We start from the raw sequence: 22,642 nt of genomic DNA on the forward strand, positions 1-22,642 counted from the left end.
TGCGTGCCGCTCCGCTTGTGCGCAAGCGCCAGCGGCCGGCAGCGCCATGCCGGCCGCGCGTATGTTTCGTCAGTGTGTCGTGAGCGGTTTGGGCTTCCGTTCGGTCCATTCCGGCGGTGCGCCATACTTGGCTGCGACGGCTCCGATGAGGCCGGGCGCCCGGCCGAATGCATCGCAGGCGGCATATTTCGGTTTTCCGCCGAGCCATGATTGTGCCCGCTGCCTTGAAGGAAGAGAGATGTTCAATCCCTTCGGTTCCTTGCCGGAGATGAGCATCCGCGAAAAGTCGCCCGCAAACTTCGAAGCAAGGCCATATGCGTCTCCGACCTCCGAAACGCGGGGGTTGTTCTGGATCGAGTTTGCGCCACGCGCCCATAACATTGCCGCGCTCTGAACACCGTTGCTGCCCACCGCTTCGGCCTCGACCGCCAGTGCTCCGAGACCGACGGGCAGACGCGGCACACTGACCGGCAGTACGAAGCCCGTGCCTACGGTTACGGCGGTTGCGACCCCTGCCATTGCCTTGTTCGTTGGTACAATATCGGTGACCACGGACCGGATGGTCAGATCCGCCGGTTGGCCAGCCGGGACCATCTGATACCTGTCGCTGAGCGCGACGCAGAGCGCCCGGTCCAGCGCGTTCGATACCAGCGAGCGGTCGGCTTGCGATTTGATGCGGGAGGCGGCGCTGAAGGAGAAGATTGTCGGCACGATGCTGACGGTTTTCACTGCCGCCAGATGTTGCCCGTCAACGTAGAGGCGTTTCTTGGCCAAGGTTCCTTTCGGCGCGCCGAGATTGCTGTAGGAGGAGAGCGTCCCGCCCTCCTTCAGGGGTACCGAGGTGCATCCGGTGACCGCCATGGACATGAGTATCGCCAGGCAGGCGAACAATGATGGCCTCGGCGGGTAGCCGAGAAGTCTGCGAAATAGGTGGGAATTGCTGTACACTCTTGCTGGCCTCCGTCGCGGATGTTCCGGGACAGTGCGAGCAGAGGATTGCCGCAACATTACGGATCGTTTTGCTGAGCGATGGATATCGCTTGCGCATATTGGCCCTGACGTCGATCACAGCTGGATCGCCACCTGGGTTCCGGTCGAGCCGCTTTTGAGGCTGACTTGACCCCGGTGGTTTGCGACGATCTGTTTCACCAGGCTAAGACCGAGGCCTGCGCCTCTACTTTGGGGGGTGACGCGATAGAAGGGTTCGAAAACCAGCTCCTGATGTTCGGCCGGTATGCCCGCCCCTTCGTCGGCCACGCTGATCCGCCCGCCGGCCGAGACCGAGATGGCAATCATTCCCCGATTGCCGCCGTGGTCGATCGCGTTGCGCACCAGATTGCTGATCGCTCTCGGTAAAGCGAAGAGGCTGCCGCACCGTTCCAGCCTTTCCACCTCGCTTTGAAAAGAGATCTGATAGCCGGCGGCGATCGCCTGGGGGGCGAGGTCGGCAACCACCGTTCGTGCGATCTCGACGAGATCGACCGTTTCCTGGGGATCCGTCGCCTGGTCGTTGCGCTCAAAATCGAGGAGCTGTTCGGCCGTCTCGGCCAAACGCGCAACGTCGTTCAACAATCGTCTGCGTTCCTGGCCCTCGGGCATTCCATCGATCCGCGTCTGCATGATGGCAATCGGTGTTCTGAGCTCGTGAGCCGCATCGATCAGGAAGCGCCGGCGTTTCCGGAATTCATTCTCAAGCCGCTCGAGTGTTCCGTTGAACGCGATTACCAGCGGAGTGACTTCTTTGGGAAGACCCTCCGCCGGCAGGCGGGCTCCATGCTGGCGAGGTTCGATCTGCGACGCTTTGTCGGCGACATCGCTTATCTTTGTGAGCGCACGGCCGACGATGCGCGGAACGGTGAGGAAGATCGCTGGCAGAGCGACAGCAAGCAGAGAAACATAGATCGGGTAGGCCCTGGTCAAAAGAGCGAAGGCTGGCCAACCTTTGCCAGCTACGCCCCCAAAAAGAATCCGTACCTCGCCGACCGCTGTTTCGGCACTATCGATCGTCGCCACCTCTTTTGTCGTAGCCGATCTCCGTATGTCTGCATCATTGAACAGATGGACCAGATGCGCGAGATCCGCATAGGGTGGGGGGATGGTGCCATAGGACACGAACGCACCATCTATCGTGGCCACCACATACCAAAGGGCACTGTTCTGCTCCTTGAGCGCCTTTAGCTCCAGCGTTTCCCGCAACTCCAAACGTCCTTGGCTGTCGCGTGACGTGGCCGCTGCTATCGCTGAACCAACCTTCTCTTCCATGGCAATGTTAGGCGACATGATCGTTGCTGCCCATACGCACAGCCCGATGATCACCGCGGCAACCACGGCGACGATAACAAGACTGAGCTGCCAGCTGAGCTTCCACCAAAGGGATGGGTTGGATCTGTTCGAGAGGCGCATCATTCTTCCTTCAGGAGATATCCGACGCCCCGGATGTTATGGACCGCGACGCCGGCGCCGGCATCCAGCAGTCGCTTGCGCAGCCTGGAGATATGCGCATCAAGCGCGTTCGACTGGATTTCTTCCTCGTAATTGTAGACTGCCGCCTCAAGGGTCGATCGAAGGACGGTCTTCTCCTTCCGCTTCGCCAGCGCCGTCAGAACCAGGAGCTCGCGCCGGGGTAGGTCGAACGGGATTGCGTCGATGGCGACACTTAGATGCAGGGGATCGATCATCATTCGTCCCACGGCGATTTGACGCTCCGCCAGACTTGCCGGCCGTCGCAGAACCGCTCGCAAACGAGCCATCAGTTCTTCAACGAGAAACGGCTTGCCCAGATAATCGTCCGCGCCGACATCCAGCCCTTCGACACGCTCCAATGGCTCATTGCGCGCCGTCAGCACGATGACCGGCGTATCCGTTCCCGTTCGTCTCAACTGGGGGATAAAGGTCAGCCCGTCGCCGTCGGGCAAACGGCGGTCCAGGAGGATTGCATCGTAGACGTTCTGGCGCGTCAACTCGACCGCGTCGGCGAGATGCATGGTGTGGTCGGTGAGGATGCCGTGTTTGCTCAGCGCCCGTGACAGCGCATCCGCCAGCTCCCTCTCGTCCTCTATCAATAAAAGCCTCATCGTCGCCTTGTCCGCCCCGAAGGTTGCAGCAGCATTACGGGCGCTTCGTTTGTGGCGAAATAGCGCGACAGTGGTTTGTATTCATGGTACCCAAGATTATCGTTGCTGGGGCTTTCCTCGGCTAATCCGGGGGCAGGCCTTTGGGTCAGATCATTCCGATTAACTTTGCCGCACATTGGAATCTCCCGGTTTTTATCGAGCAGGGCGGCTATCCGAACATAGGGATAGAGGGACCGGCTCAAGCTATCCGGTATATGCAATTGCGCTTCAGGTGCAGGTCAGGGCCGCTTTACTGGAAAGCGCTCCTCACATGTTATTCGGCTGTCCGGCGCGAGGTGGATCCTGAGGAAATACGGCGTCATTTCCTTGCAGCGTGCGCCGAGGCCGAATGGAAATCGCCTTAGATCTCCATGCCCGACCTTGAAGGCGCGAACTCGTATTCAAAAGAACGAGAAAACGGAAAAAGGGGCGCATTGCGCCCCTTCTTATCGTATCTTGTGGGTCACCGCAGTCTAAACTCGTCAAACTCAGTTCTTGCCGCCGGCTCTACGACCCTTGTCTGTTCTCGTCTTGTTGCCCGAAGACGTCTTTGCGTCATAACCTTGGCCGTGGTTCGTGCCGCCGAGGTGGCCGCCACCGCTGGTATTCGCAACTTGGCGTTGGGCCCTTCTCAGGAGTTGTTCTGCGTTACTTCTTTTCATGAAAATTCTTTCGTTGGGCAAAAAATAAAGGCCGGGCGAAAGCCCGACCTTGTCAATCGCTTCGGCAGCCCCGCCAGTACATCCGTGGCCGAAGACTTGAAGCGATGCTGTGCTTAGGCGACCTGCAGGTTTTCTGCGGCGCTCTTGCCTGAGCGTTTGTCCTCGACCAGATCGTAGGTAACCTTCTGGCCTTCTGCGAGATATGTCATGCCAGAACGCTCAACTGCAGAGATGTGAACGAACACATCCTTGGAGCCGTCAGACGGCTGGATGAAGCCGAAGCCTTTTGAGGTGTTGAAAAATTTTACAATGCCATTGTTCATAACGATCAATCCTTTCAATCGCATATGTCAGCCGCCGGCAGCATGCCAGCAGCAGGATCGATTTTGAAAGGAAAGATAAGCTCGTGTGACCAAAGCACAAAAACGAAGCTCGACAAGCAATTTCGATATGCTGTCTGTAAACTGCAACTGTGTTCACAGAAGGGCGGATTGCTGCGCGACATCAGGTCGTCACGTCGATCTTCTTTGTCATCGCTCAGCCATTGCCTTTGCCGGGACAAGAGCGCATGCTGAAGGCTCCGGCAGCCGTCTAAGGCACTGTTGCTCCAAGGCTTCCATACTCCGGCTCCAAGGAAAGGAGGACGTCATGTCTTCCATATTTCACCCTGAAAGTACTTCTCGCAATCTGGTCCGCATCAGCGGACTCGGGTACCGGGAAAATATCGAGCTCGGGGAAGCCGGGGAGCGCGCTCGCGCCAAAACGAGATTGCATGCTGCCATATCGATGGACATGCAAGCCGTCGACATTGCCTCTTACCTGAGCGAGCGCAGGAATATCGCACTGCCTCCATCATGAAGGCCACGCGCCTTTTTAGGGGCGGCGAGGCCAAGCGCATGGTCGCGATTAAAGCGGCTTTGGAATTGATCACATCCCAGGGAGGTTGAAATGGCCAAAGGCCAGGTACGCAGCAATCGAGAAGCACGAAAACCGAAAAAGGACAAGACCGTAGCCCCGGCGGCTGCGGTCCAGGGAGCTCAGGTCAAGCTTGCCGGGAGCAGCCTTAGTCTCGGGAAAAAACAAAAATGAATCTGACCGGGCGCCGGATCCGGCGCCCGGTGCACAACTCACTCCATGGCGCAGCCGCCGCTGCGGAGTTGATAGGGCCGATTACAATCCCAACCGTTGCCCGTCGAATTGAGATGGGCGTTCGCAGGAAGCTTGATCCTTGAGCATCCGCTTCCGCGCGGTTCAAAGCCTCGGTCGCATTTCCATTTCTGGCCGTAGAGCGCATCGACCAAAACGGCGTTCTGCGGAACCTGCACAGCAACGCAAGCCTGGTCCCGCTTTTCGAACCCCCTGTCGCATCTCCACTCATCTCCGCTGGTGATCAGGTAGGCATGGGCGGGAACATCGAGTTTCTCACACGCCCGATTGGTAGCGTGATAACCTCGTTCGCACTCCCAGCCTAAACCCTGTGTCGTCTCCGACAAAAAAGCGTTTTCCGGGATTTCAATGCGCTCGCACCCGACTTCGCTTTGACGGTATCCCCGCAGGCATTTCCAGCGGTCACCGGAGGATGGATCCAGATAAGCGTTGTCCGGAACCTGAACGGCCAGGCATTGATCACTCTTTTCGAGGAAGCCGTAGTGACAGTCCCAGCCCTTGCCGTAAGAGGCCTTGGTCAGGAAGGCGTTGGCCGGAAGCTTCACTTCGAAGCAGGCGTCATCCTGTCTTCGGAATCCGTGGTTGCATTCCCAGCCGGAGCCATAACGGCTTGCCCGGGCATTTTCCGGCACCGGCTTTGCGGATGATTGGCCATATACGCTCGGATTGAATACCGGTGCGGTGAGCAGCAGGAGCATGGGTATCGTCAAGGCAATTGCCCTGTAGAGTTGTCGAAGCATGATGGTCGTCTCCAAATGAGCTACTGCCCATAATCTCCAGGCCGGAATAACCAGGCGCATGCGAACTCGATGGGCGAGCGAGAGCGAAGATGGTTGCTGTGCGAGCTTACCGCCGCTTCAATCCTCTTTTCGGGGCTTCCACCGGATCGGCGCGTGGGGGCGATATCTCCGGACCAATAAGTGGCGGACTTCGAAGAAGCCGTCCTCCGAGAACCGATGGAGAGGACATCTTAGCCTGACGGCTTCGCTTGTCGCGCTCATTTGTGCGACAAGCATTCAGGAGCATTTTCTCGAAATAAAACAGGAAATTAGGATGTGAGGAGCCGGACGACATCGCGTCCTCCGCTTATCGGGCTAGGGCTCACGACGTCCCTCAGGCGGCAGCGCCCTTACCAGTTGCAGCCGACACATCACCTTGGACTGCGTCCCCATCTTTGGCAAGCAATGCTTTGGTCATCTGTAAACGCCTTGAAAGAGATGCTCTACATCGCTATATAAGTTCTACGTTTCAGCCTTTTCGGCTACCTGATCCTCCCGGCTCAGCCGGTTGCTTGGCTAACCCTGATTTTGCAAACGTTTCGAATTCCGGCCTATTGGCTGGAAGCGCCTGCAGCTGACGTTGTTTCGTCTCGCAGGCCATAGCAAGGATGCCATCATGATCGATACCGTCAGCCATGCCGCCGAAGGCCTGTTCAAGCGCCCGGATGCCAAAGAAGGTTCCAATGCTGCCAAGCTGCAAGACTTGCGCAGCAGGCAAATTCTCCGGAGACGGGAGACAAAGCTCACCGAGATGCAGCAGCGTCTCGAAAAGCGGGTTGCAAGCGTCGGCCTGACTTCCCTTTTCCGTTGAAATTTCTCCGGGGTGTCAAGTCAATGGCCTCCCGACAACTTCTCCTGTTGCAAGGGACAAGACATGGCAGCTTTCGACTACAATGCGGGCGCGGGACTTTACCCGTGCAAGACCGTTAAGAGGCGGAGCAGCCTTCGTTATAAACGGTTCGATTCTGCCGCAGAAGCACTGCGTTTCGCAATCGAGGACATGCCGGCTTCCCTGCTTCGAGGCTCCGTACTGGAGGTCGAGGAAGCCCGTTTCGACGGTGTGCAGATGCGCAAGCTCTACGACGCCGAGGGATATCCGTTGACAAGGCGATCGTGAGGTTGAGGCGCCGCGGGATGCGGATTTCACGGGCCGACTCCATGGCTCTCCGGACCAACTAAAGCCGCCTAGTGAGCGGTTTCAAAAGATTACTCCACCCATTCAAGGACTGAAAATTGAACACGATTACGCTTACGCCCGCCCAGATCCGAGGCCTGAAGCTTGCCAAGGACGGAGATTTGTTTCCGCAGGAGGGCAACAAGTGGACACATCTGAATGCCGTCGTCACCTACGCAAGGAACGACCGGTTTCGGGAGCGGCCGCAAAAGATCAAATTTCTGACGACAGCGACATTGGACGCGCTGCGGGAATTCGGACTTCTGCGCAGCCTCAATCCCGATGTCAAAACAGAGGAAGCCGCCCACGGGATCACCATGGTGGGCAAGATGTGGCTTCTGAAGAACAAATAAATCCGGGCAGTTACCCTTGCCCTCAAGTCCTTCCCGCTAAACCGCTTCGTCCTTCAACCGATGGAGCGGCGATTTTGTAAACGGGGACCTTGCGATCAGGTATTGGGCGGGGTGCCGACGGGCCGAGCGGAAGCCAGATTGATTGGCGCGCCCCGTCTGGGCACCGGTCACGCTTTCAGGAAAACTTCGATGACCGGTACCGTCACCGGCGGCCGGCGTACCGGCAAGACGAAGCTTACCATGTCTTCGCCGACGGGGAACTGGCTGTTCTTGAAGAGCGTGTTGCCCGAGGGCTTGAGCCATGCCACCTCGCTGCCGTCGTGCAGGAACTGGGCGTATTTGATCCTGCCCGCCAGCGCATCGAAATGCAGGTGCTTGAAGGGCCAGTTGAAAAGGTGGATGTAGAGGCGATCGCCGTTCTGCGTCAGCCGGCAATCGAGCGGTGCTGAAAATTCGGACTGCGTGCAGCCATAGATGCTGCGCGCATGCAGCGCCATCCACTCCTGATAAACGTCCAGCGCAGCCGTGGCGCGATGGTCTAGGGTGCCGCGCGCGGTCGGCCCGACATTCATCAAGAGATTGCCGCCCATCGCCACGCTGCCGATCAGGAGCTGGATCAGCTGTTCCGGGCTCTTCCACGTGTCCTCGTCGCGGTGATAGCCCCAAGAGCCGCTGAACGTGTGGCATGCTTCCCAGGTTACACGTTTGCCGTCCCGCTCCGGCCAGGCTCGGGGCACGTGCTGTTCCGGGGTTACGATATCCGGTGCGAGATCGGCAAGATCCAGGCGGTTGTTGATGATCGTATCCGGCGAGAGTTCACGCACCAAGCGTACCAGTGTCTCGCTCTCCCAATCCTTTCGGCCCTTGCCGACGAGATCGCCCTGCTTCCATTGGGGGTAGGAAAAATCAAACCACATGATGTCGATCCGACCGAAACCGGTCAGCAGTTCGCGAACCTGCTCGCGCATGACGGCGGCATAGCGGCGAATGTCGCGCGCCTCGTTGATCTTGGCTGCGTCGGGATGATTGCGCTGGGGATGCCGCGGGTCGATGGTAAAATCCGGATGATGCCAGTCGATCAGCGAATAGTAGAAGCCGATCTTCAGTCCTTCCGCCCGAAACGCTTCCACGAAGGGGCCCAGGAGGTCCCGTCCGTAGGGAGTATTGGTCGCCTTGTAGTCGGTGGTCTTGGTATCCCAGAGGCAGAAGCCTTCATGGTGCTTGGAGGTCAGCACGACATATTTCATGCCGGCGGCGCGGGCACGCCTGGCCCAGTCGCGGGGATCATATAAATCGGGATCGAAATGATCGAAATAATTCTGGTAGTCCGCGTCGCTCAGCTCTTCGCGGCTCTTCACCCATTCGTGCCGCGCCGGCAGTGCGTAGAGACCCCAGTGGACGAAGAGACCGAAACGGTCATGCACGAACCATGCTTTCTTTTCATCCGGCAGGGCTAAGGCCGGCAGGTGCTGCATATTCATCGAAAACTCCTCCCATCGGTCAATCAGGTCGTCTCGCGAACCATCAGCTCCGGCTCGATCACCACTCCGTGCTGTTTGTTCTTGGTCATCATGCGGCTGAGCAGAAGCCGTACGGCTGCCTCGCCCATCTCACGCTTGTGCACGCGCAGCGTCGTCAGAGCCGGGGACATCAGTTCGGCAATCGGGATGTCGTCGAAACCGATCAGCGCCATTTGATGCGGCACGGCGATGCCTGCGGCGCGGCAGGCCTGCATGGCGCCGACTGCGTTGAGATCGTTGTAGCAGACAAGCGCGTCGAGGCCGGTTATTGCAGCTAGCAGCCGTTCCGCTGCGGTGCGCCCGCCGGCCACCGTCGGGTCGCAATAGACGGGCTCCGGCGCCTTCATGTCGTGTTCGGCCAATGTCTTGCCGATCCCCAGAAGACGGCATTTGCCGCCATAGGAATTGCGGGGCCCGGCGATGATTGCGATATTGCGCCGGCCGCGCTCCACCAGATGGTTGATTGCCTGTGATGCGCCATACTCATAATCGGTCATTATGGTGCCGGCGACATCCTTCGGCGCCTCGCGGTTGATAAGCACCGCCGCGCGGTGAGGGGCGAGCGCCTTGTGCAAGGCAGAATCCGGCAGGCGGGGACTGCAAACGATGATCCCATCGACGCGGTGGATAAGAAACGCATCGATCAGCTCGGCCTCGCGCTTGCTGCTTTCCACGACATTTGACAGCAGCAGATTGTAGCCGGCTGCGTTGGCCGCGTCTTCCGCGCCGCGGATGATCTCGGGAAAGAACGGATTGGTGATATCCGGAACCAGAAATCCGATGGTTTTCGATCGATCGGACCGTAAACCCCGCGCAAAGGGATTGGGCCGGTAGTTCAGCTGGTTGGCGGCGGATAATACGCGCTCGCTGGTTTCGGCGCTGGCTCCGCCGCGGCCGTTCAGCACGCGCGAAACCGTCATGGGGGACACGCCTGCCGCGCGAGCCACCTCGGCGATGGTGATCTTCGATTCGAAATCTGTTGTCCGGCTCAACGTACACCTCGAAATGATACGATAACGATATCGCACACGCGATATGGGAAAGCCAAGCAAAATCTGCAAGAATGGCTCGTTTGCAGCGCAATATGGAATCGATTTGACTATGGATTGAGGTAACGATAACGTAAAGTGAATGAGGAGAAGGAATAAACGATAACGATAACGTTCCACGGGTTCACATCGGGAGGAAATGATGAAGCTCGTACGTTTTTTGCAAGGGCAGGCTGTTTCGGTCGCGGTTCTGGCGCTTGTTGTCAGCACCGGCTGGGCAGGCATCGGATTTGCATTCCAGGAGGCTCCGGAGATGAAAGCGCTCGTCGATCAGGGGAAGCTGCCCCCGGTCGACAAGCGCCTGCCGGCGAAGCCGCTCGTACTCACGCCGCTCCAATCGGTCGGCACCTATGGCGGTACCTGGCGTACTGCCACATTCGGCGGCGGTGACAGCGAGATCGAGCGTTCGATCGGCTATACCCGGCTGGTGCGTTGGAATCCGGAATGGACGCAGGTCATTCCCGATATCGCCGAGAGCTTCGAGGTAAACAGCGACGCCACGGAATATACATTCACGCTGCGCGAAGGCGCCCGCTGGTCCGACGGCCAGCCCTTTACTGCCGACGACCTGGTGTTCTGGAACGAGCATGTTCTGCGCAACAAGGAAATCACGCCCTCGTCACCTGCATGGCTGACGGCCGGCGGCGAGCCGGTGAAGGTCGAAAAGCTCGGCGACTATAAAGTCGTCTTCAAGTTCAAGGCGCCTAACGGCCTGTTCCTGATGAACATGGCCACGATCCGCGGTGCCGACATCCTTGCTGGCTCACCGGCCCACTACCTCAAGAAGTTCCACAAGGGCTTCAATCCGGAAGGTGTCGGCGCGCTGGTCAAGCAGGCCGGTGCGGCCGACTGGGTGCAGCTTTTCAACAACAAGATCCTGTTCCCCGGTCGCTGGCGCGACCTCGGTCGCCCGGTGCTGGACGCCTGGATCTTGACCGCGCCTTATGTGGGCACGTCGCAGGTCGTGGCCGAGCGCAATCCCTACTATGCGAAAGTCGATACCGCCGGAAACCAGCTTCCCTATTTCGACAAGGTCACCATCGACGTGATGGAGGATACGCAAGCGATCATTCTGAAGGCGATCAACGGCGAGATCGACATGCAGAACCGCTTCATCGAAACCACGGACGCCCGCCCAGTCATCGTGCAGAACCGGGAAAAAGGCGGCTACGGACTTTTTGTCGCCCGTCCGGCCTGGTCGAACGCGCTGCTCATCACGCTGAACCAGACCCACAAGAACAAGGTGCTGCGCAAGATCTTTTCCGACAAGAACTTTCGCATCGGGCTCAGTCACGCGATCAATCGCGAGGAACTCAACCAGCTCATCTACGCGGGCCAGGCGAAGCCCTACCAGGCAGCTCCGCGCGAGGGCAGCGCGCTCTACGACGAGCAGATGGCGACCCAGTACCTGAAATACGACGTCAAACTTGCCAACGAGTATCTGGACAAGGCAGGGCTGACGACCCGCGATGCCGAAGGGTACAGATTAGGGCCGGAAGGTAAACGCGTCACCTTCGCGATAGACGTGCTGACGGGCAGCCCGATTCAGAGCGACGCGCTCGAATTGATCCAGCGCTACTGGAGGAAGGTCGGCATCGATATGCAGCCGCGCCCGACCGAACGCTCGCTCATCTTCGCCCGCCTCCAGACAAACGAGAATGATGGCATCGGCTGGGTCGGCGGCGGAGGCTACGACTTCCTCGGGCTGCTCGATCCGAAATGGTATTTCCCGCATGAATATGAATCGAGCTTCGCCACAGCCTGGGGTCTCTATTACCAGAATCCCAAGGATCCGAATGCCGAGGAGCCGAGCGCGGAGGCCAAGAAGCAGATGGATCTTTACCGGAAGGTGCAGCAGAGCGCGACGCTCGAACAGCAGCTCGCCGCAATGAAGGAACTGCTCGCCATTACACGCGACCAATTCTACATCATCGGTACCAATCTCGAGCCCGACCGTGTTGGCATCGTCAAGAAGAACATGCGCAACGTTCCGGAGGTCGTCCCGAGCACCTCGTTCTACATGATCCCGGGGCCGGTAAAGCCGGAGACCTTCTACTACCAAAAGTAAACTCCCGAGGAGGGCGGCGGCAGGTTCCGCCGCCACCCTGTTCCGTGTCGTTGGCGCTTTGCCCACATAGACCGCGAGGAGCGAGGAAATGGCCGGCTTCCTGATCAGGCGCTTGCTCTACATGATCCCGATGATGTTCGCGATTTCGATCGTGACGTTCATCATCATTCAGCTGCCGCCAGGCGACTTTCTGACCGCCTTGACGGCTCGGCTGGCATCGCAGAACGAAACCATCGATCCCGGCGTGATCGCAGGCCTGCGGGAGCGCTACGGGTTGGATCAGCCCTTGATCGTCCAATATTGGAAATGGATCAGCGGTATCCTGCTGCGTGGCGATTTCGGACAGTCCTTCGACTGGAACAAGCCCGTCAGCGAGCTGATCTGGTCGCGCCTGAACCTGACGATGGTGGTATCGCTCATCACGCTGATCTTCGTCTGGGCGGTCGCATTCCCGATCGGCATCTATTCGGCCGTGCGGCAGTATTCTCTCGGGGATTACATCGCCACGTTCTTCGGCTTCCTCGGTCTTGCCATTCCAAGCTTTCTGCTGGCGCTGGTGCTCATGTATTTCAGCGCCCACTATTTCGGGCTGAGCATCGGCGGGCTTTTCTCACCCCAGTACATGAACGCCGCCTGGAGCTGGGGGAAGCTCTGGGATCTGATGAAGCATATGTGGATTCCGGTCGTCGTGCTCGGTACCGGCGCGACGGCGGCCCTGATCCGTATCATGCGGGCGAACCTGCTCGACGAACTCAACAAACCCTATGTCGACATGGCTCGAGCTCGCGGCCTCAGCGAAACGCGGCTGCTGCTCAAATATCCCGTGCGCGCGGCGCTCAATCCGTTCGTTTCGACGCTCGGCTGGGTCTTGCCGCATCTCGTCTCCGGCGCAGTCGTTGTGTCCATCGTGCTCAGCCTGCCAACAACCGGGCCGCTGCTGCTCACGGCACTGTTTGCCCAGGACATGTACCTGGCCGGCAGCATCATCCTGCTGATGAGCGTCCTTACCCTCATCGGTACGCTGGTTTCCGACGTGCTTCTCGCATGGCTGGATCCGCGGATCCGCAACGGTTGAAAGGAGGCAGCCCATGACCGATCAGACTGTCGCAACGGCCATCCCTCAGCCTCGAGCCGCCAAGAACAAGACCGCTTCCGCGGGGCAATGGCGCCTGATCTGGTGGCGCTTCTGTCAGCACCGGGTGGCGCTGGCTTCCGGGGTCGTCATCCTGCTCGTCTATCTGGTCGCCGCCTTCGCCGAATTCCTGGCGCCGACGTCCGAGCAGGCCTACGATCCGCGCTTCACCTATGCGCCGCCACAGCAGATCAGGTTTGCCGGCTATGATGCCGACGGCACGTTCCATCCGCTTTATGTAAACGGATATTCCGCCAAGATCGACCCGATCGCGCTTAACCGCACCTACGTTACCGATCCGAGCGTGATCATCCCCGTGGGCTTCTTCGTCAGGGGCGAACCCTATCGATTTTGGGGACTGTTCGAGACGGATCGCCGTTTCATCGGTCCACTCGAGCAGGGCCAGCCCTTCTATCTCTTTGGCGCAGACCGGCTCGGTCGCGACGTGCTCAGCAGAACCATTCACGGAACACGTATTTCGATGTCGGTCGGCCTCGTCGGCGTGACCATCAGTCTGATCCTCGGCATTTTTCTCGGCGGGATATCCGGCCTCTACGGCGGCTGGGTGGATGATGTCATCCAGCGCGGCATCGAGCTTTTGAAGTCGATACCGACGATCCCGCTCTGGATGGGGCTAGCCGCCGCCGTTCCGATCAGCACAGACCCGGTCACGGTCTATCTGTGGATCACGATCATCCTGTCGCTGATCGGCTGGACCGACATGGCGCGCGTCGTCCGCGGTCGCTTCCTGTCACTCAAGACCGAGGATTTCGTGATCGCCGCACAACTCGACGGCTGTTCCAAGATGCGGATCATCTGGCGGCACATGGTGCCATCGTTCATGAGCCACATCATTGCCTCGGTGACGCTGGCGATCCCCACCATGATCCTGGCCGAGACGGCGCTGTCCTTCCTGGGCATCGGATTGAGGCCGCCGGTGGTGAGCTGGGGCGTATTGCTGCAGGAGGCGCAGAACATTCTCGCGGTCTCCAGCGCGCCATGGCTGTTCCTGCCTGGACTGGCAGTGATCATCACAGTCCTTGCACTCAATTTCCTCGGGGATGGAATCCGCGATGCTGCAGACCCCTATGAGTATTAAGCAAATGTCCGCCGTGGTTCGAGAGCGGGGGGGCATGCCAAGCCCGCTGATCGAGGTCGACAACCTGCGCACCCATTTCTTCGGCAATGCCGGATTGGTAAAGGCTGTCGACGGGGTGTCTTTCTCGATCCCCCGCGGCAAGACGGTCTGTGTCGTCGGCGAATCCGGTTCCGGAAAAAGCATCACCGGGCGCTCGATCCTCAATCAGGTTCCGCGCGGCGGCCGCATTGTGTCCGGTGCCATCCGCTACAGGCCGGATCCGGCGCAGCCGCCCCTGGACATTGTCAAGCTTGATCCGCGCGGCAAGGAGATGCGGGCGCTCCGCGGCGCGCAAATCGGTTTGATCAGCCAGGAGCCGATGGCTGCGCTCTCTCCGTTTCATACCATCGGCAACCAGATGGTCGAGGTCATTCGCCTGCATCTGAAGATGGGCCGGCGGGAAGCGCGAGAGCATGCGATCGAGACGCTGGCGCTCGTCGGTATTCCTCGCCCGGCGGAGCGCATGGAGAGCTATTCATTCCAGTTCTCCGGCGGCATGCGGCAACGCGTCTGTATTGCGCTTGCGCTTTCCTGCCGCCCGAAACTTCTGATCGCCGACGAACCGACGACCGCACTCGACGTGACGACGCAGGCCAACATCCTCGACCTGCTTTCGAGGCTGCAGGCCGACTTCAATCTGTCGGTGCTCTTCGTCACCCACGATCTCGGCGTGGTGGCCGAGATCGCCGACGAGGTCGTCGTGATGTATCTCGGCAAGGTCGTGGAGACCGGGGACGTCGACACGATTTTCCATGCCCCCGCGCATCCCTACACCAAGGCGCTCCTGCAATCAGTCCCGCGCATGCATGCCGGTGGAGCGACGCGGCTCCCGACCATCGACGGCATGGTGCCTTCGCCTTTCGAACGTCCGCAGGGCTGCGGCTTCCATCCGCGCTGCGCGATGGCGGTGCATGGCCTCTGCGATCGGGAGGTTCCCGAGCCGATAACGATATCCGAGGGCCATGTGGCGAGCTGCCTTCTGCACGGAGAGAACCCATGACGGTTGACGCCGACCACCGGCAGAGCCCGCTACTCGAGCTGCGGGACCTCAAGATGCATTTTCCAATCCGTCGAGGAGCATTTCGGCGCATCGTCGGCCATATCAAGGCCGTGGACGGGGTATCGCTCAGCGTTAACAGGGGCGAGACGCTGGGCATTGTCGGTGAATCCGGCTGCGGCAAGTCGACGCTCGCGCGCACCATCCTGCGCGTCTATCACCCGACCGGAGGGGAGATCAGCTATACCGGGCGCAGCGGTGCGCCCATCGATCTCGCCACATTATCCGGACCGGCGCTGAAAGAAATCCATCGCGATATCCGGGTCGTTTTCCAGGACCCGCAATCCTCGCTTAACCCGCGCTTGCGGGTCATCGACATCATCGGCGAGGTGCTGAAGGTGAACGGTATCGCAACGGGCTCGGAACTGGAGGATCGGGTGGCCGAGCTGATGCGCAGCGTGGGGCTCAGACCCGAATTCATGCATCGCTATCCGCACGCTTTTTCCGGCGGAGAAAGGCAGCGCGTCAGTATCGCCCGCGCTTTGGCACCCGAACCGCGGCTGGTGATCGCCGACGAGGCTGTCTCGGCTCTGGATGTGAGCGTACAGGCGCAGACCATCAACCTGCTGCAGGATCTGCAGGAGCGTTTCGGACTGACCTACCTCTTCGTCGCCCATGACCTTTCGGTGGTTCGCCACATCTCCGACAGCGTCGCGGTGATGTATATGGGCAGGGTCGTGGAAAAAGCGCCGACCGACGCCATCTTCGCTAGTCCTCGCCACCCCTACACCGAAGCTCTTCTCTCGGCCGTTCCCACCCCCGATCCCCGGCTCCGCCGCCGCGGCCGCCGCATCCATCTTGCCGGTGAGGTAGCGGATCCAGCCAATCCTCCCTCAGGTTGTCCGTTTCACCCTCGTTGCCGCTACGCCACGGGCATCTGCAAGAGTGATGTGCCGCCGCTCCGGTCGATTGCGACGAGTGACCATTCGGTCGCTTGTCACCTTGCCGACAACTTGAAGCTCAACCCGTTCGACGAATACGCATTTGCGGAGTTGCATTGAAATGCCCGAACTGATTTCCCGTGACGAGACCCGTACCCGGCCGCTTGTCGACCAATCCTCTGCGACGTTGGAGCTGATCTATTTCGACGTGCTCAAACTGCCTTCCGGCGGCAGTGAAAGCAGGCGCCTGCCGCAGTACGAAAGCCTCTACGTCGTGCTTTCGGGCAAGGTCGATATCGAGGTCGACGGATTCCGCTTCGATGGAGTGGGCCAGCGCGCCGATATCTGGTCCGGCGATGCCGATTCCGTCTATGTGCCTGTCGGTGCCGAGGTGACCGTCACCGCGTTGACCGACGGCGTCGAGATCGCCATTGCCGGCGGCATATGTGAGACCCGCTATGCCCCCTTCCGCGTCAGCCCTCAGGAGGTCGACGCGGTCGATGTCGGTTCGCCCGATACGCACAGCCAGCGCCGCATTGCTCACCTGCTCGGCCAGCGGCAGAACGGACGCTGCGGCCATCTGCTGGTCAGCGAGCTCTATGCCGGCGAAGGCTGCTGGTCAGGCTATCCGCCACACAAGCACGACACCGAAAGTGGTGACGCCGAAAGTCATCACGAGGAACTCTATCACTATCGCTTCCTGCCCGAGACCGGTTTTGGCGGGCAGATCGTTTATGAAGAAGACGGGCCGGTGAAGACCTTCATGACCCGTAGCGGCGACACCTTCCTGCTCGACCGCGGCTATCATCCGACGGTCACTTCGCCCGGACATCGCAGCTATGTCTTCACCATCCTCGTCGGAAAGCATCGCCGGGGGCTCGTCCAGCGGTTCGACCCGAAACACGAACACCTGACCCAGGTCATTCCCGGCATCGACGCGATGCGGGCCAAATTCAAATAACCATTTCCATCGATCAAGGAGATTGCGACGAATGCGCCAGCGCACAAAGATAACCGTTGACGTGAGCCAGGCGGTGCGTCCGTTCAAACGCTTCTGGCGCGGTACGGGTTTCTCCCCGGCGGAATTGCTGCTGGAGCCGGAAATGCGCCAGATGGCCGCCTATCTCGGCGGCGTGCCGCATGAAGGCATCCGCTATTTGCGCGTTCACTACCTGCTGAACCTGCTGACCGTGAACGGAGGTATCGAAAATCCCAGATACGACTGGTCGCTGCTCGACCGCGCGGTGGACGTTATGGTCGAGCATCGGCTCAAGCCGTTCTTCGAGCTGATGGGCAATCCGGGCAATATCTTCACCGACTACGAAAACATGGATCAGGTGAAGCAATGGCGCGACCTCGTCGCCGCAGTTGCCGATCGCTATGCCGGCCGCTACGGCATGAACGAGCTTCTGAGCTGGTATTTCGAAACCACCAACGAGGCGGACTCCGGCTGGTGGACTTACGGTGAGAAGGGGTACACCAACTATTATGACGCCTGCGTCGCCGGGCTCGACGCGGTCAATCCGGCGCTGCCGATGGGCGGCCCGGGCACCGCGCGGACGCTCTCCCCCATCTTCCGCGCCTTGATGAAGCACTGCGATTCCGGCGTGAGCTGCCTGACCAATGACGGACCGCCGCGCATCGACTACATCTCGATTCACGAGAAGGGCGTCAACGGCAGCAAGGAGGACCTGACCCCCAGGAGCAACGGTATCGTCGACCGCACGCTCTTGGTCGTCGATTATCTCAAGCAGAACCATCCGCGGCTCGCCGGGCTGCCGATCGTCAATGACGAGTGCGATCCGCAGCTCGGCTGGAGCGACTATCACTCCTGGCACGGCAAGGCCTACTATGCGGGGATCATCGCCAAGATCATTGAGCAGCATGATCGCCGCATCATCGCCACCGAGGCGGCCGACTATGCCTTCCTGAGCAACGACCATGCCTTTATCGGCGGCTGGGGCCAGCGCACCATCTTCGCCTATTACGGTTCACGCAACTTCACCAAGGCGCAGTGGGAGCACAAAACGGACCTCGGCAAGCTCGCTTCGGATATCGACACCGCGCCGCCCTTCGAGCAGATCAAGAAGCCGGGCCTGACATCGCTTGAACTGCTGGCAACGCTGGGAGACACAATATGCCAGGTGACCGCGGATCCGAAGCTCGATCCGGACGCAGACGGACTTGCCGTCCTGCCGACAAAGCTTGTTGATGGTGGCGCCTCCATCTCGCTGATCCATTCGGTCGATGCGATCAATCAGTCCGGGCGCACGTCGGTGCGGCTTGAAGTGGGCGGATTGGCGTCTGGCCGGTATGGGGTGTGTTTGTTCCGCGTCGACAGCGAGTTCACCAACCCTATGGAGGTATGGGAAGCCCAGCAGGACGAGAGCAATCCACGAGGTCTATGGGAGCCGGTGGGGGCGCCGACCACGCCGACGGCCCCGCAGTTCGCCGAGCTGAGACGCGCACAGGAGCCGGCGCTGCTGCATCCCGTCAGCGTCGTCGCCGCGCAGAATGGCGTCGTCAGCCTCGATCTCGACGTACCGCTGCCCTCTCTCACGCAAATCCTGGTGGTTCCCGACAAAGGTGCGGCACCGGCCGCTCCGACCGGACTGACGGCCACGCGCTATCGTGGTCTCGGCGAAAGAGAGCAGCGGATGTTGTTCTGGGTCGCGGGGGACAGCCGTCCCGGCATTTTCTACGAGGTTCTGACCAGCACCGATGGAAGGACGTTTGAAAAGGTCAATCCTGTAGCGCTGATCTCGACCGCGTACCTGCATGTGTCGCCGCCGCCTGGCGCGCGTTATGCTGTCCGGGCGCGCGATGCCTTTGGGCGGGAAAGCCCACTCTGCTTCATCGCGGAGTGAGCTGGCCCGTTTCCGTCAGAACGAGATAAGCTCCTCGATCGATCGCTGTTCCTGCTTGCCATAGGCGTGGCTTGCCGAGAGCAAACGGCGGGAATAGGGGTGTTCCACCGCGCCTGAGCGGATCTGGTCTATTCCTGTTTCCTCAACGATCTCGCCGGCATTCATGATTGCCACGCGGCTGCACAGATGCGCGATCACCGCCATGTCATGGCTGACCAGCAGGTAGGTGAGGCCACGCTCTTTCTGCAGGTCGGCGAGCAGGTTCAGGATTTCTGCCTGCACCGAAACGTCGAGTGCGGACGTCGGCTCGTCCAGCAGCAGGACAGGAGGATCGAGGATCAGCGCGCGGGCGATCGCGACGCGTTGCCGTTGGCCACCCGACAATTGGTGTGGAAATCGGTAGCCGAGGCCCGGGTCGAGGCCGACAGCTTTCAGGACATCCTCGACGATATGAGCATTGATCGGCAGGTTCTGATTCCGCAACGGTTCGATCAGCTGCGAGCGGACCGTTTTGCGCGGATGGAGCGAGCCGTAGGGGTCCTGAAAGACCATTTGCACGCTGCGGAAGAAAGAGCGGCTGCGGTTCGGCTCCAGCGGTTGCCCGTCCAAGGAAATCCGGCCGCCGTAATTCCGGTTAAGGCCGGAAATTGCCCGGAGCACCGTGGACTTGCCGCAGCCGGACTCGCCGACCAGACCGAAAGCCGTGCCGCGAGGCACGGAAAATCCCACGCCTTTCACCACAAGCGGGCTTCTCGGGCCAAACCGGACGGTGAGATTTTCAACGTCGATCATGATCATATTCCGATAGTCGGCTGCGTCAGCCAGGAGGGATCGCGTGTCAGTGTCGGCAGGCGCGACGGAGGGTTCTCGATGGAGGGCAAGGAGGCGAGAAGGCCCTGGGTATAGGGATGCCTGGCGCTATCCAGATCCGACGCCTTCAGCACTTCCACGATACGTCCCGCATACATGATCAGCACGCGGTCGCAGAACTTGCGGATGAGGTTGAGATCGTGACTGATGAAGATAAGACCGAGATTGCGCCGGGCGATCAGCTCATCGAGTAGAGCCAGCACGTCAAGCCGCACGGTGACGTCGAGCGCCGAGGTCGGTTCGTCGGCGATCAGCACCTCCGGTTCCGCGATCAGCATCATGGCGATCATGATGCGCTGCCCCATGCCGCCCGAGACTTCATGCGGATAAAGACGTGCGACGCGTTGCGGATCTCGGATGCGGACCGCTTCCAGCATCTCCAGGACCTTTTTCTCCGCCGTTTTTCTGCCGGCTTGCGGATAATGCAGCCGATAGGTTTCCGCGATCTGCTCGCCGACGCGCATGACCGGGTTCAGCGAATACTTGGGATCCTGCAGGATCAGGCCGATCCGGCGGCCGCGAATATCCATCATCTGCTTCTCGCCGGCGCGCAGCAGATCTATGTCGTGAAACGTCATCCGGTCCGCGGTCGTTCGCGCGGAGGATGGCAGCAGCCGCATGATGGCCCGGCCGACGGTTGATTTTCCGGAGCCGGACTCTCCCACGATACCGAGCTTTTCGCGGCCGAGCTGGAAGCTGACGCCACGCACCGCCTTCACGTAGCCGTTGGCGAAGCTGATTTCCATGTTGCGGATATCGATCAGCGGGTCGGTCATTCTGTCCCCCTGGGGTCGAGCACATCGCGGAGCGCATCGCCGACGAGGTTGAAGGCAAGGCTGACGGCGGCGATCGCGATGCCGGGTGCTGCGATCACCCACGGGCTGTCGAGCATGAATTCACGACCTGTCGCGGCCATTGAGCCCCATTCGGGCCATGGCGGTTGTGCACCGAGGCCGAGGAAGCCAAGCCCGGCTGCTGTGAGGATGATGCTCGCCATGTTCAGCGTTACGCGGACGATGACCGAGGGAATGCACATCGGCAGGATGTGACGCATGATGATGGCGGCGGACGAAGCGCCCTGCAGGCGCACCGCGGCGATATAGTCCATCTGCCTGAGGCTCAGCGTTTCCGCTCGGGCGAGCCGCGCGATCGGCGGCCAGGCCGTCAGCGAGATCGCGATGATGGCATTGGTGATGCCGGGACCGAGGGCGGCGGCGAAACCCAGCGCCAGGACGAGGCCGGGGAAGGACAGGAAGATATCCGTGATGCGCATCAGCACTTCGTCGACGATGCCGCCGAAATAACCGGAGCATGTTCCGATCAGGAGACCGATCGGCGCAACGATGATCGTCACCAGGATAATGATGTTGAGCGTCGTGCGGGCGCCGTAGATGATGCGGGCAAAGACGTCGCGGCCGAAATTGTCGGTTCCCAGAAGATGCTCGAAAGAGGGAGGGGCCAGCCGGTCGGCCATGTTTTGGGCGATCGGATCGTATTGGGTAAGAAGGGGGGCCGCCGTGGCTGTAACGATCAGGAGGAGGATAACCACCAGCCCGACGAGGCCGAGCGGATGTTCGCGGAAGCGAAGCCAGGCCTGATAGAGCTGCTGCAGCAGCGCCTGCAACATGCCCTTCGGCTCGGGAGCGAGCAGCCACCCGCGGATGCCGGAAGGCGTGGGCCCAGGGTGTGAAACGGGCATCGTCATGGCTGTCACCGTGTTCGGGGGTCGAGGATGCGGTAGAGGACATCCGAGGTGATGTTGATGATGAGGAAAACGATCCCGATGGTGAGGACCGCACCCATCACGACATTCATATCGTTCATCTGCAGGCCGCGCGTCAGATACTGTCCGAGACCCGGCCAGGCAAAGACGGTTTCGATCAGAACCGCCCCGTCGAGCAGACCCCCGAAGGTCAGCGCCATAACGGTCAGCAACTGGACACGGATGTTGCGGAAGGCGTGGCGCCAGACGACCTGGCGGGATGCGAGGCCCTTGGCGCGTGCCGTGATGATGTATTCCTGGCTGAGCTGCTCCAGCATGAAGCTGCGCGACATGCGGCTGATATAGGCGACCGAGTAGTATCCAAGAATGGAACCAGGCAGGATGATGTGGCCAAGTGCGCTGCGAAAAACGTCCCAGTTCCCCTCCAGGGCGGAGTCGAGCAGCAGAAAGCCCGTAACCGGCGTCACCAGCCCCTCGTAGAAGACGTCGACGCGCCCAGAGGCGCCGACCCATTGCAGCTTGGCATAGAAGATGAAAAGGGCCATCAGACCCATCCAGAAAGTCGGGATCGAATGGCCGGCAAGCCCGATCACGCGCGCGACGTGATCTATCAGCTTGCCGCGATGCACCGCAGCGGTAATGCCAAGCGGCACACCAAGCAGGGCACCGACGATCATGGCTACGATTGCAAGCTCCACGGTTGCCGGAAAAATCGTCATCAGATCAGTGACGATAGGTTGGCCTGTGATCGCGGATACGCCAAGATCGCCTGTAAGCACCTTTTTTACATAGCTCAGGAACTGGATGTAAATCGGCTGATCGAGACCGAGTTCCTTGAACACCCGGTCGTAGACCTCTTTGCTGACCTCCGCTCCGGTGATTGCCAAAACCGGATCCGCCGGCAGCAGGCGGCCCATGGAAAAGGTCAGAAAAAGCAGCCCGAGCAGCGTCGTCGCAACCGCGAAGACGCGGCCTAAGAAGCGGCGGGCGGCGAGCTTCATGGCGTCATTCGGCTCGCCTTCGACCGGGCCATTCGTCGTTGGCGCCGTCGAGTTTTCCCGGGTGGTCACGTCCACGCTGGCCACGTCA

Annotated in this window: 23 protein-coding genes; 12 read left to right on the forward strand and 11 right to left on the reverse strand. The window is 60.1% G+C overall.

The features are described from left to right. Window positions 1–69 precede the first annotated feature (69 nt). The 3 genes from C5L13_RS16425 to C5L13_RS16435 all read right to left on the reverse strand — a co-directional run bounded on the left by C5L13_RS16425 (window position 70) and on the right by C5L13_RS16435 (window position 3,074). Window positions 70–867, reverse strand: coding sequence for a DUF3313 domain-containing protein (locus tag C5L13_RS16425; RefSeq protein ID WP_407070435.1), 798 nt, complete (start codon window positions 865–867; stop codon window positions 70–72). A 198-nt stretch (window positions 868–1,065) separates the two neighbouring features. Then, on the reverse strand, window positions 1,066–2,403 hold the full coding sequence (locus C5L13_RS16430) for a sensor histidine kinase (protein ID WP_407070437.1): 1,338 nt from the start codon (window positions 2,401–2,403) through the stop codon (window positions 1,066–1,068). Continuing rightward, entirely contained in the window at window positions 2,403–3,074 is a 672-nt protein-coding gene (locus C5L13_RS16435) for a response regulator transcription factor (protein ID WP_105384378.1), read from the reverse strand. The genes C5L13_RS16430 and C5L13_RS16435 overlap by 1 nt, the downstream gene beginning before the upstream one ends. A 140-nt stretch (window positions 3,075–3,214) precedes the next feature. Here C5L13_RS16435 and C5L13_RS29625 point away from each other — a divergent pair, with 140 nt between their 5' ends. Next, on the forward strand, window positions 3,215–3,478 hold the full coding sequence (locus C5L13_RS29625) for a DUF982 domain-containing protein (protein ID WP_105384379.1): 264 nt from the start codon (window positions 3,215–3,217) through the stop codon (window positions 3,476–3,478). 410 nt (window positions 3,479–3,888) lie between these two features. Here the strand turns inward: C5L13_RS29625 and C5L13_RS16445 are convergent, their stop codons facing one another. Beyond that, on the reverse strand, window positions 3,889–4,098 hold the full coding sequence (locus C5L13_RS16445) for a cold-shock protein (RefSeq protein WP_105384380.1): 210 nt from the start codon (window positions 4,096–4,098) through the stop codon (window positions 3,889–3,891). A gap of 325 nt (window positions 4,099–4,423) precedes the next feature. On the opposite strand from C5L13_RS16445, the gene C5L13_RS16450 reads away from it, so the two are divergent. Further along, the gene (locus C5L13_RS16450) at window positions 4,424–4,633 is read left to right on the forward strand and encodes a hypothetical protein (RefSeq protein WP_105384381.1); all 210 of its coding nucleotides are present in this window, start codon (window positions 4,424–4,426) and stop codon (window positions 4,631–4,633) included. A gap of 269 nt (window positions 4,634–4,902) precedes the next feature. On the opposite strand, the gene C5L13_RS16455 is transcribed toward C5L13_RS16450, so the two are convergent. Beyond that, window positions 4,903–5,682 (reverse strand): hypothetical protein, encoded by a 780-nt coding sequence (locus C5L13_RS16455; protein WP_158693468.1) that lies wholly within the window; start codon window positions 5,680–5,682, stop codon window positions 4,903–4,905. Window positions 5,683–6,337: 655 nt separating this feature from the next. On the opposite strand from C5L13_RS16455, the gene C5L13_RS16460 reads away from it, so the two are divergent. The 3 genes from C5L13_RS16460 (at window position 6,338) to C5L13_RS16470 (ending at window position 7,248) form a co-directional block, all read left to right on the forward strand. Continuing rightward, window positions 6,338–6,532, forward strand: a complete 195-nt coding sequence (locus C5L13_RS16460; RefSeq protein ID WP_105384557.1) for a hypothetical protein — start codon at window positions 6,338–6,340, stop codon at window positions 6,530–6,532. Between the two features lie 63 nt (window positions 6,533–6,595). Then, window positions 6,596–6,838 carry a hypothetical protein gene (locus C5L13_RS16465; protein ID WP_105384383.1) on the forward strand — a complete coding sequence of 81 codons (243 nt, stop codon included), beginning with the start codon at window positions 6,596–6,598 and terminating at the stop codon, window positions 6,836–6,838. Between the two features lie 116 nt (window positions 6,839–6,954). Beyond that, window positions 6,955–7,248 carry a hypothetical protein gene (locus C5L13_RS16470; protein WP_105384384.1) on the forward strand — a complete coding sequence of 98 codons (294 nt, stop codon included), beginning with the start codon at window positions 6,955–6,957 and terminating at the stop codon, window positions 7,246–7,248. A 167-nt stretch (window positions 7,249–7,415) separates the two neighbouring features. On the opposite strand, the gene C5L13_RS16475 is transcribed toward C5L13_RS16470, so the two are convergent. Continuing rightward, on the reverse strand, window positions 7,416–8,729 hold the full coding sequence (locus C5L13_RS16475; protein WP_105384385.1) for an alpha-L-fucosidase: 1,314 nt from the start codon (window positions 8,727–8,729) through the stop codon (window positions 7,416–7,418). Between the two features lie 23 nt (window positions 8,730–8,752). Next, window positions 8,753–9,724 carry a LacI family DNA-binding transcriptional regulator gene (locus tag C5L13_RS16480; RefSeq protein ID WP_407070438.1) on the reverse strand — a complete coding sequence of 324 codons (972 nt, stop codon included), beginning with the start codon at window positions 9,722–9,724 and terminating at the stop codon, window positions 8,753–8,755. Window positions 9,725–9,959: 235 nt separating this feature from the next. Here C5L13_RS16480 and C5L13_RS16485 point away from each other — a divergent pair, with 235 nt between their 5' ends. The 7 genes from C5L13_RS16485 to C5L13_RS16515 all read left to right on the forward strand — a co-directional run bounded on the left by C5L13_RS16485 (window position 9,960) and on the right by C5L13_RS16515 (window position 18,960). Then, window positions 9,960–11,885 carry an ABC transporter substrate-binding protein gene (locus C5L13_RS16485; RefSeq protein ID WP_105384387.1) on the forward strand — a complete coding sequence of 642 codons (1,926 nt, stop codon included), beginning with the start codon at window positions 9,960–9,962 and terminating at the stop codon, window positions 11,883–11,885. Between the two features lie 88 nt (window positions 11,886–11,973). Beyond that, complete coding sequence (locus C5L13_RS16490) at window positions 11,974–12,960, forward strand: ABC transporter permease (RefSeq protein WP_105384388.1); 987 nt, start codon at window positions 11,974–11,976, stop codon at window positions 12,958–12,960. A gap of 13 nt (window positions 12,961–12,973) precedes the next feature. Further along, the gene (locus C5L13_RS16495) at window positions 12,974–14,116 is read left to right on the forward strand and encodes an ABC transporter permease (RefSeq protein ID WP_105384389.1); all 1,143 of its coding nucleotides are present in this window, start codon (window positions 12,974–12,976) and stop codon (window positions 14,114–14,116) included. Further along, entirely contained in the window at window positions 14,091–15,155 is a 1,065-nt protein-coding gene (locus C5L13_RS16500) for an ABC transporter ATP-binding protein (RefSeq protein ID WP_105384558.1), read from the forward strand. Before C5L13_RS16495 ends, C5L13_RS16500 begins: the two co-directional genes overlap by 26 nt. Beyond that, window positions 15,152–16,213, forward strand: coding sequence for an ABC transporter ATP-binding protein (locus C5L13_RS16505; protein WP_105384390.1), 1,062 nt, complete (start codon window positions 15,152–15,154; stop codon window positions 16,211–16,213). The genes C5L13_RS16500 and C5L13_RS16505 overlap by 4 nt, the downstream gene beginning before the upstream one ends. Window position 16,214: 1 nt before the next feature. After that, window positions 16,215–17,054, forward strand: a complete 840-nt coding sequence (locus tag C5L13_RS16510; RefSeq protein ID WP_105384391.1) for a 5-deoxy-glucuronate isomerase — start codon at window positions 16,215–16,217, stop codon at window positions 17,052–17,054. A gap of 31 nt (window positions 17,055–17,085) precedes the next feature. Then, window positions 17,086–18,960: a GH39 family glycosyl hydrolase gene (locus tag C5L13_RS16515; RefSeq protein ID WP_105384392.1), complete on the forward strand. Its 1,875-nt coding sequence runs from the start codon at window positions 17,086–17,088 to the stop codon at window positions 18,958–18,960. A 15-nt stretch (window positions 18,961–18,975) separates the two neighbouring features. On the opposite strand, the gene C5L13_RS16520 is transcribed toward C5L13_RS16515, so the two are convergent. The 4 genes from C5L13_RS16520 to C5L13_RS16535 are packed head-to-tail and all read right to left on the reverse strand — an operon-like array spanning window position 18,976 to window position 22,638. Then, on the reverse strand, window positions 18,976–19,752 hold the full coding sequence (locus C5L13_RS16520; RefSeq protein ID WP_105384393.1) for an ABC transporter ATP-binding protein: 777 nt from the start codon (window positions 19,750–19,752) through the stop codon (window positions 18,976–18,978). A 2-nt stretch (window positions 19,753–19,754) separates the two neighbouring features. Then, entirely contained in the window at window positions 19,755–20,606 is an 852-nt protein-coding gene (locus tag C5L13_RS16525; protein ID WP_105384394.1) for an ABC transporter ATP-binding protein, read from the reverse strand. Then, window positions 20,603–21,535 carry a nickel transporter permease gene (gene nikC, locus C5L13_RS16530; RefSeq protein WP_105384395.1) on the reverse strand — a complete coding sequence of 311 codons (933 nt, stop codon included), beginning with the start codon at window positions 21,533–21,535 and terminating at the stop codon, window positions 20,603–20,605. The genes C5L13_RS16525 and nikC overlap by 4 nt, the downstream gene beginning before the upstream one ends. A gap of 5 nt (window positions 21,536–21,540) precedes the next feature. Further along, on the reverse strand, window positions 21,541–22,638 hold the full coding sequence (locus tag C5L13_RS16535; RefSeq protein ID WP_205836847.1) for an ABC transporter permease: 1,098 nt from the start codon (window positions 22,636–22,638) through the stop codon (window positions 21,541–21,543). Window positions 22,639–22,642 lie beyond the last annotated feature (4 nt).

This window comes from Neorhizobium alkalisoli (assembly GCF_002968635.1).
Lineage (GTDB): Bacteria > Pseudomonadota > Alphaproteobacteria > Rhizobiales > Rhizobiaceae > Neorhizobium > Neorhizobium alkalisoli.

Bases quoted from the DNA above. Each gene is read 5' to 3' on its own strand.
- C5L13_RS16425 (WP_407070435.1), bottom strand. From the start codon at position 867: ATGTCCATGGCGGTCACCGGATGCACCTCGGTACCCCTGAAGGAGGGC.
- C5L13_RS16430 (WP_407070437.1), bottom strand. From the start codon at position 2,403: ATGCGCCTCTCGAACAGATCCAACCCATCCCTTTGGTGGAAGCTCAGC.
- C5L13_RS16435 (WP_105384378.1), bottom strand. From the start codon at position 3,074: ATGAGGCTTTTATTGATAGAGGACGAGAGGGAGCTGGCGGATGCGCTG.
- C5L13_RS16445 (WP_105384380.1), bottom strand. From the start codon at position 4,098: ATGAACAATGGCATTGTAAAATTTTTCAACACCTCAAAAGGCTTCGGC.
- C5L13_RS16450 (WP_105384381.1), top strand. From the start codon at position 4,424: ATGTCTTCCATATTTCACCCTGAAAGTACTTCTCGCAATCTGGTCCGC.
- C5L13_RS16455 (WP_158693468.1), bottom strand. From the start codon at position 5,682: ATGCTTCGACAACTCTACAGGGCAATTGCCTTGACGATACCCATGCTC.
- C5L13_RS16460 (WP_105384557.1), top strand. From the start codon at position 6,338: ATGATCGATACCGTCAGCCATGCCGCCGAAGGCCTGTTCAAGCGCCCG.
- C5L13_RS16465 (WP_105384383.1), top strand. From the start codon at position 6,596: ATGGCAGCTTTCGACTACAATGCGGGCGCGGGACTTTACCCGTGCAAG.
- C5L13_RS16475 (WP_105384385.1), bottom strand. From the start codon at position 8,729: ATGAATATGCAGCACCTGCCGGCCTTAGCCCTGCCGGATGAAAAGAAA.
- C5L13_RS16485 (WP_105384387.1), top strand. From the start codon at position 9,960: ATGAAGCTCGTACGTTTTTTGCAAGGGCAGGCTGTTTCGGTCGCGGTT.
- C5L13_RS16490 (WP_105384388.1), top strand. From the start codon at position 11,974: ATGGCCGGCTTCCTGATCAGGCGCTTGCTCTACATGATCCCGATGATG.
- C5L13_RS16495 (WP_105384389.1), top strand. From the start codon at position 12,974: ATGACCGATCAGACTGTCGCAACGGCCATCCCTCAGCCTCGAGCCGCC.
- C5L13_RS16500 (WP_105384558.1), top strand. From the start codon at position 14,091: ATGCTGCAGACCCCTATGAGTATTAAGCAAATGTCCGCCGTGGTTCGA.
- C5L13_RS16505 (WP_105384390.1), top strand. From the start codon at position 15,152: ATGACGGTTGACGCCGACCACCGGCAGAGCCCGCTACTCGAGCTGCGG.
- C5L13_RS16510 (WP_105384391.1), top strand. From the start codon at position 16,215: ATGCCCGAACTGATTTCCCGTGACGAGACCCGTACCCGGCCGCTTGTC.
- C5L13_RS16515 (WP_105384392.1), top strand. From the start codon at position 17,086: ATGCGCCAGCGCACAAAGATAACCGTTGACGTGAGCCAGGCGGTGCGT.
- C5L13_RS16520 (WP_105384393.1), bottom strand. From the start codon at position 19,752: ATGATCGACGTTGAAAATCTCACCGTCCGGTTTGGCCCGAGAAGCCCG.
- C5L13_RS16525 (WP_105384394.1), bottom strand. From the start codon at position 20,606: ATGACCGACCCGCTGATCGATATCCGCAACATGGAAATCAGCTTCGCC.
- nikC (WP_105384395.1), bottom strand. From the start codon at position 21,535: ATGACGATGCCCGTTTCACACCCTGGGCCCACGCCTTCCGGCATCCGC.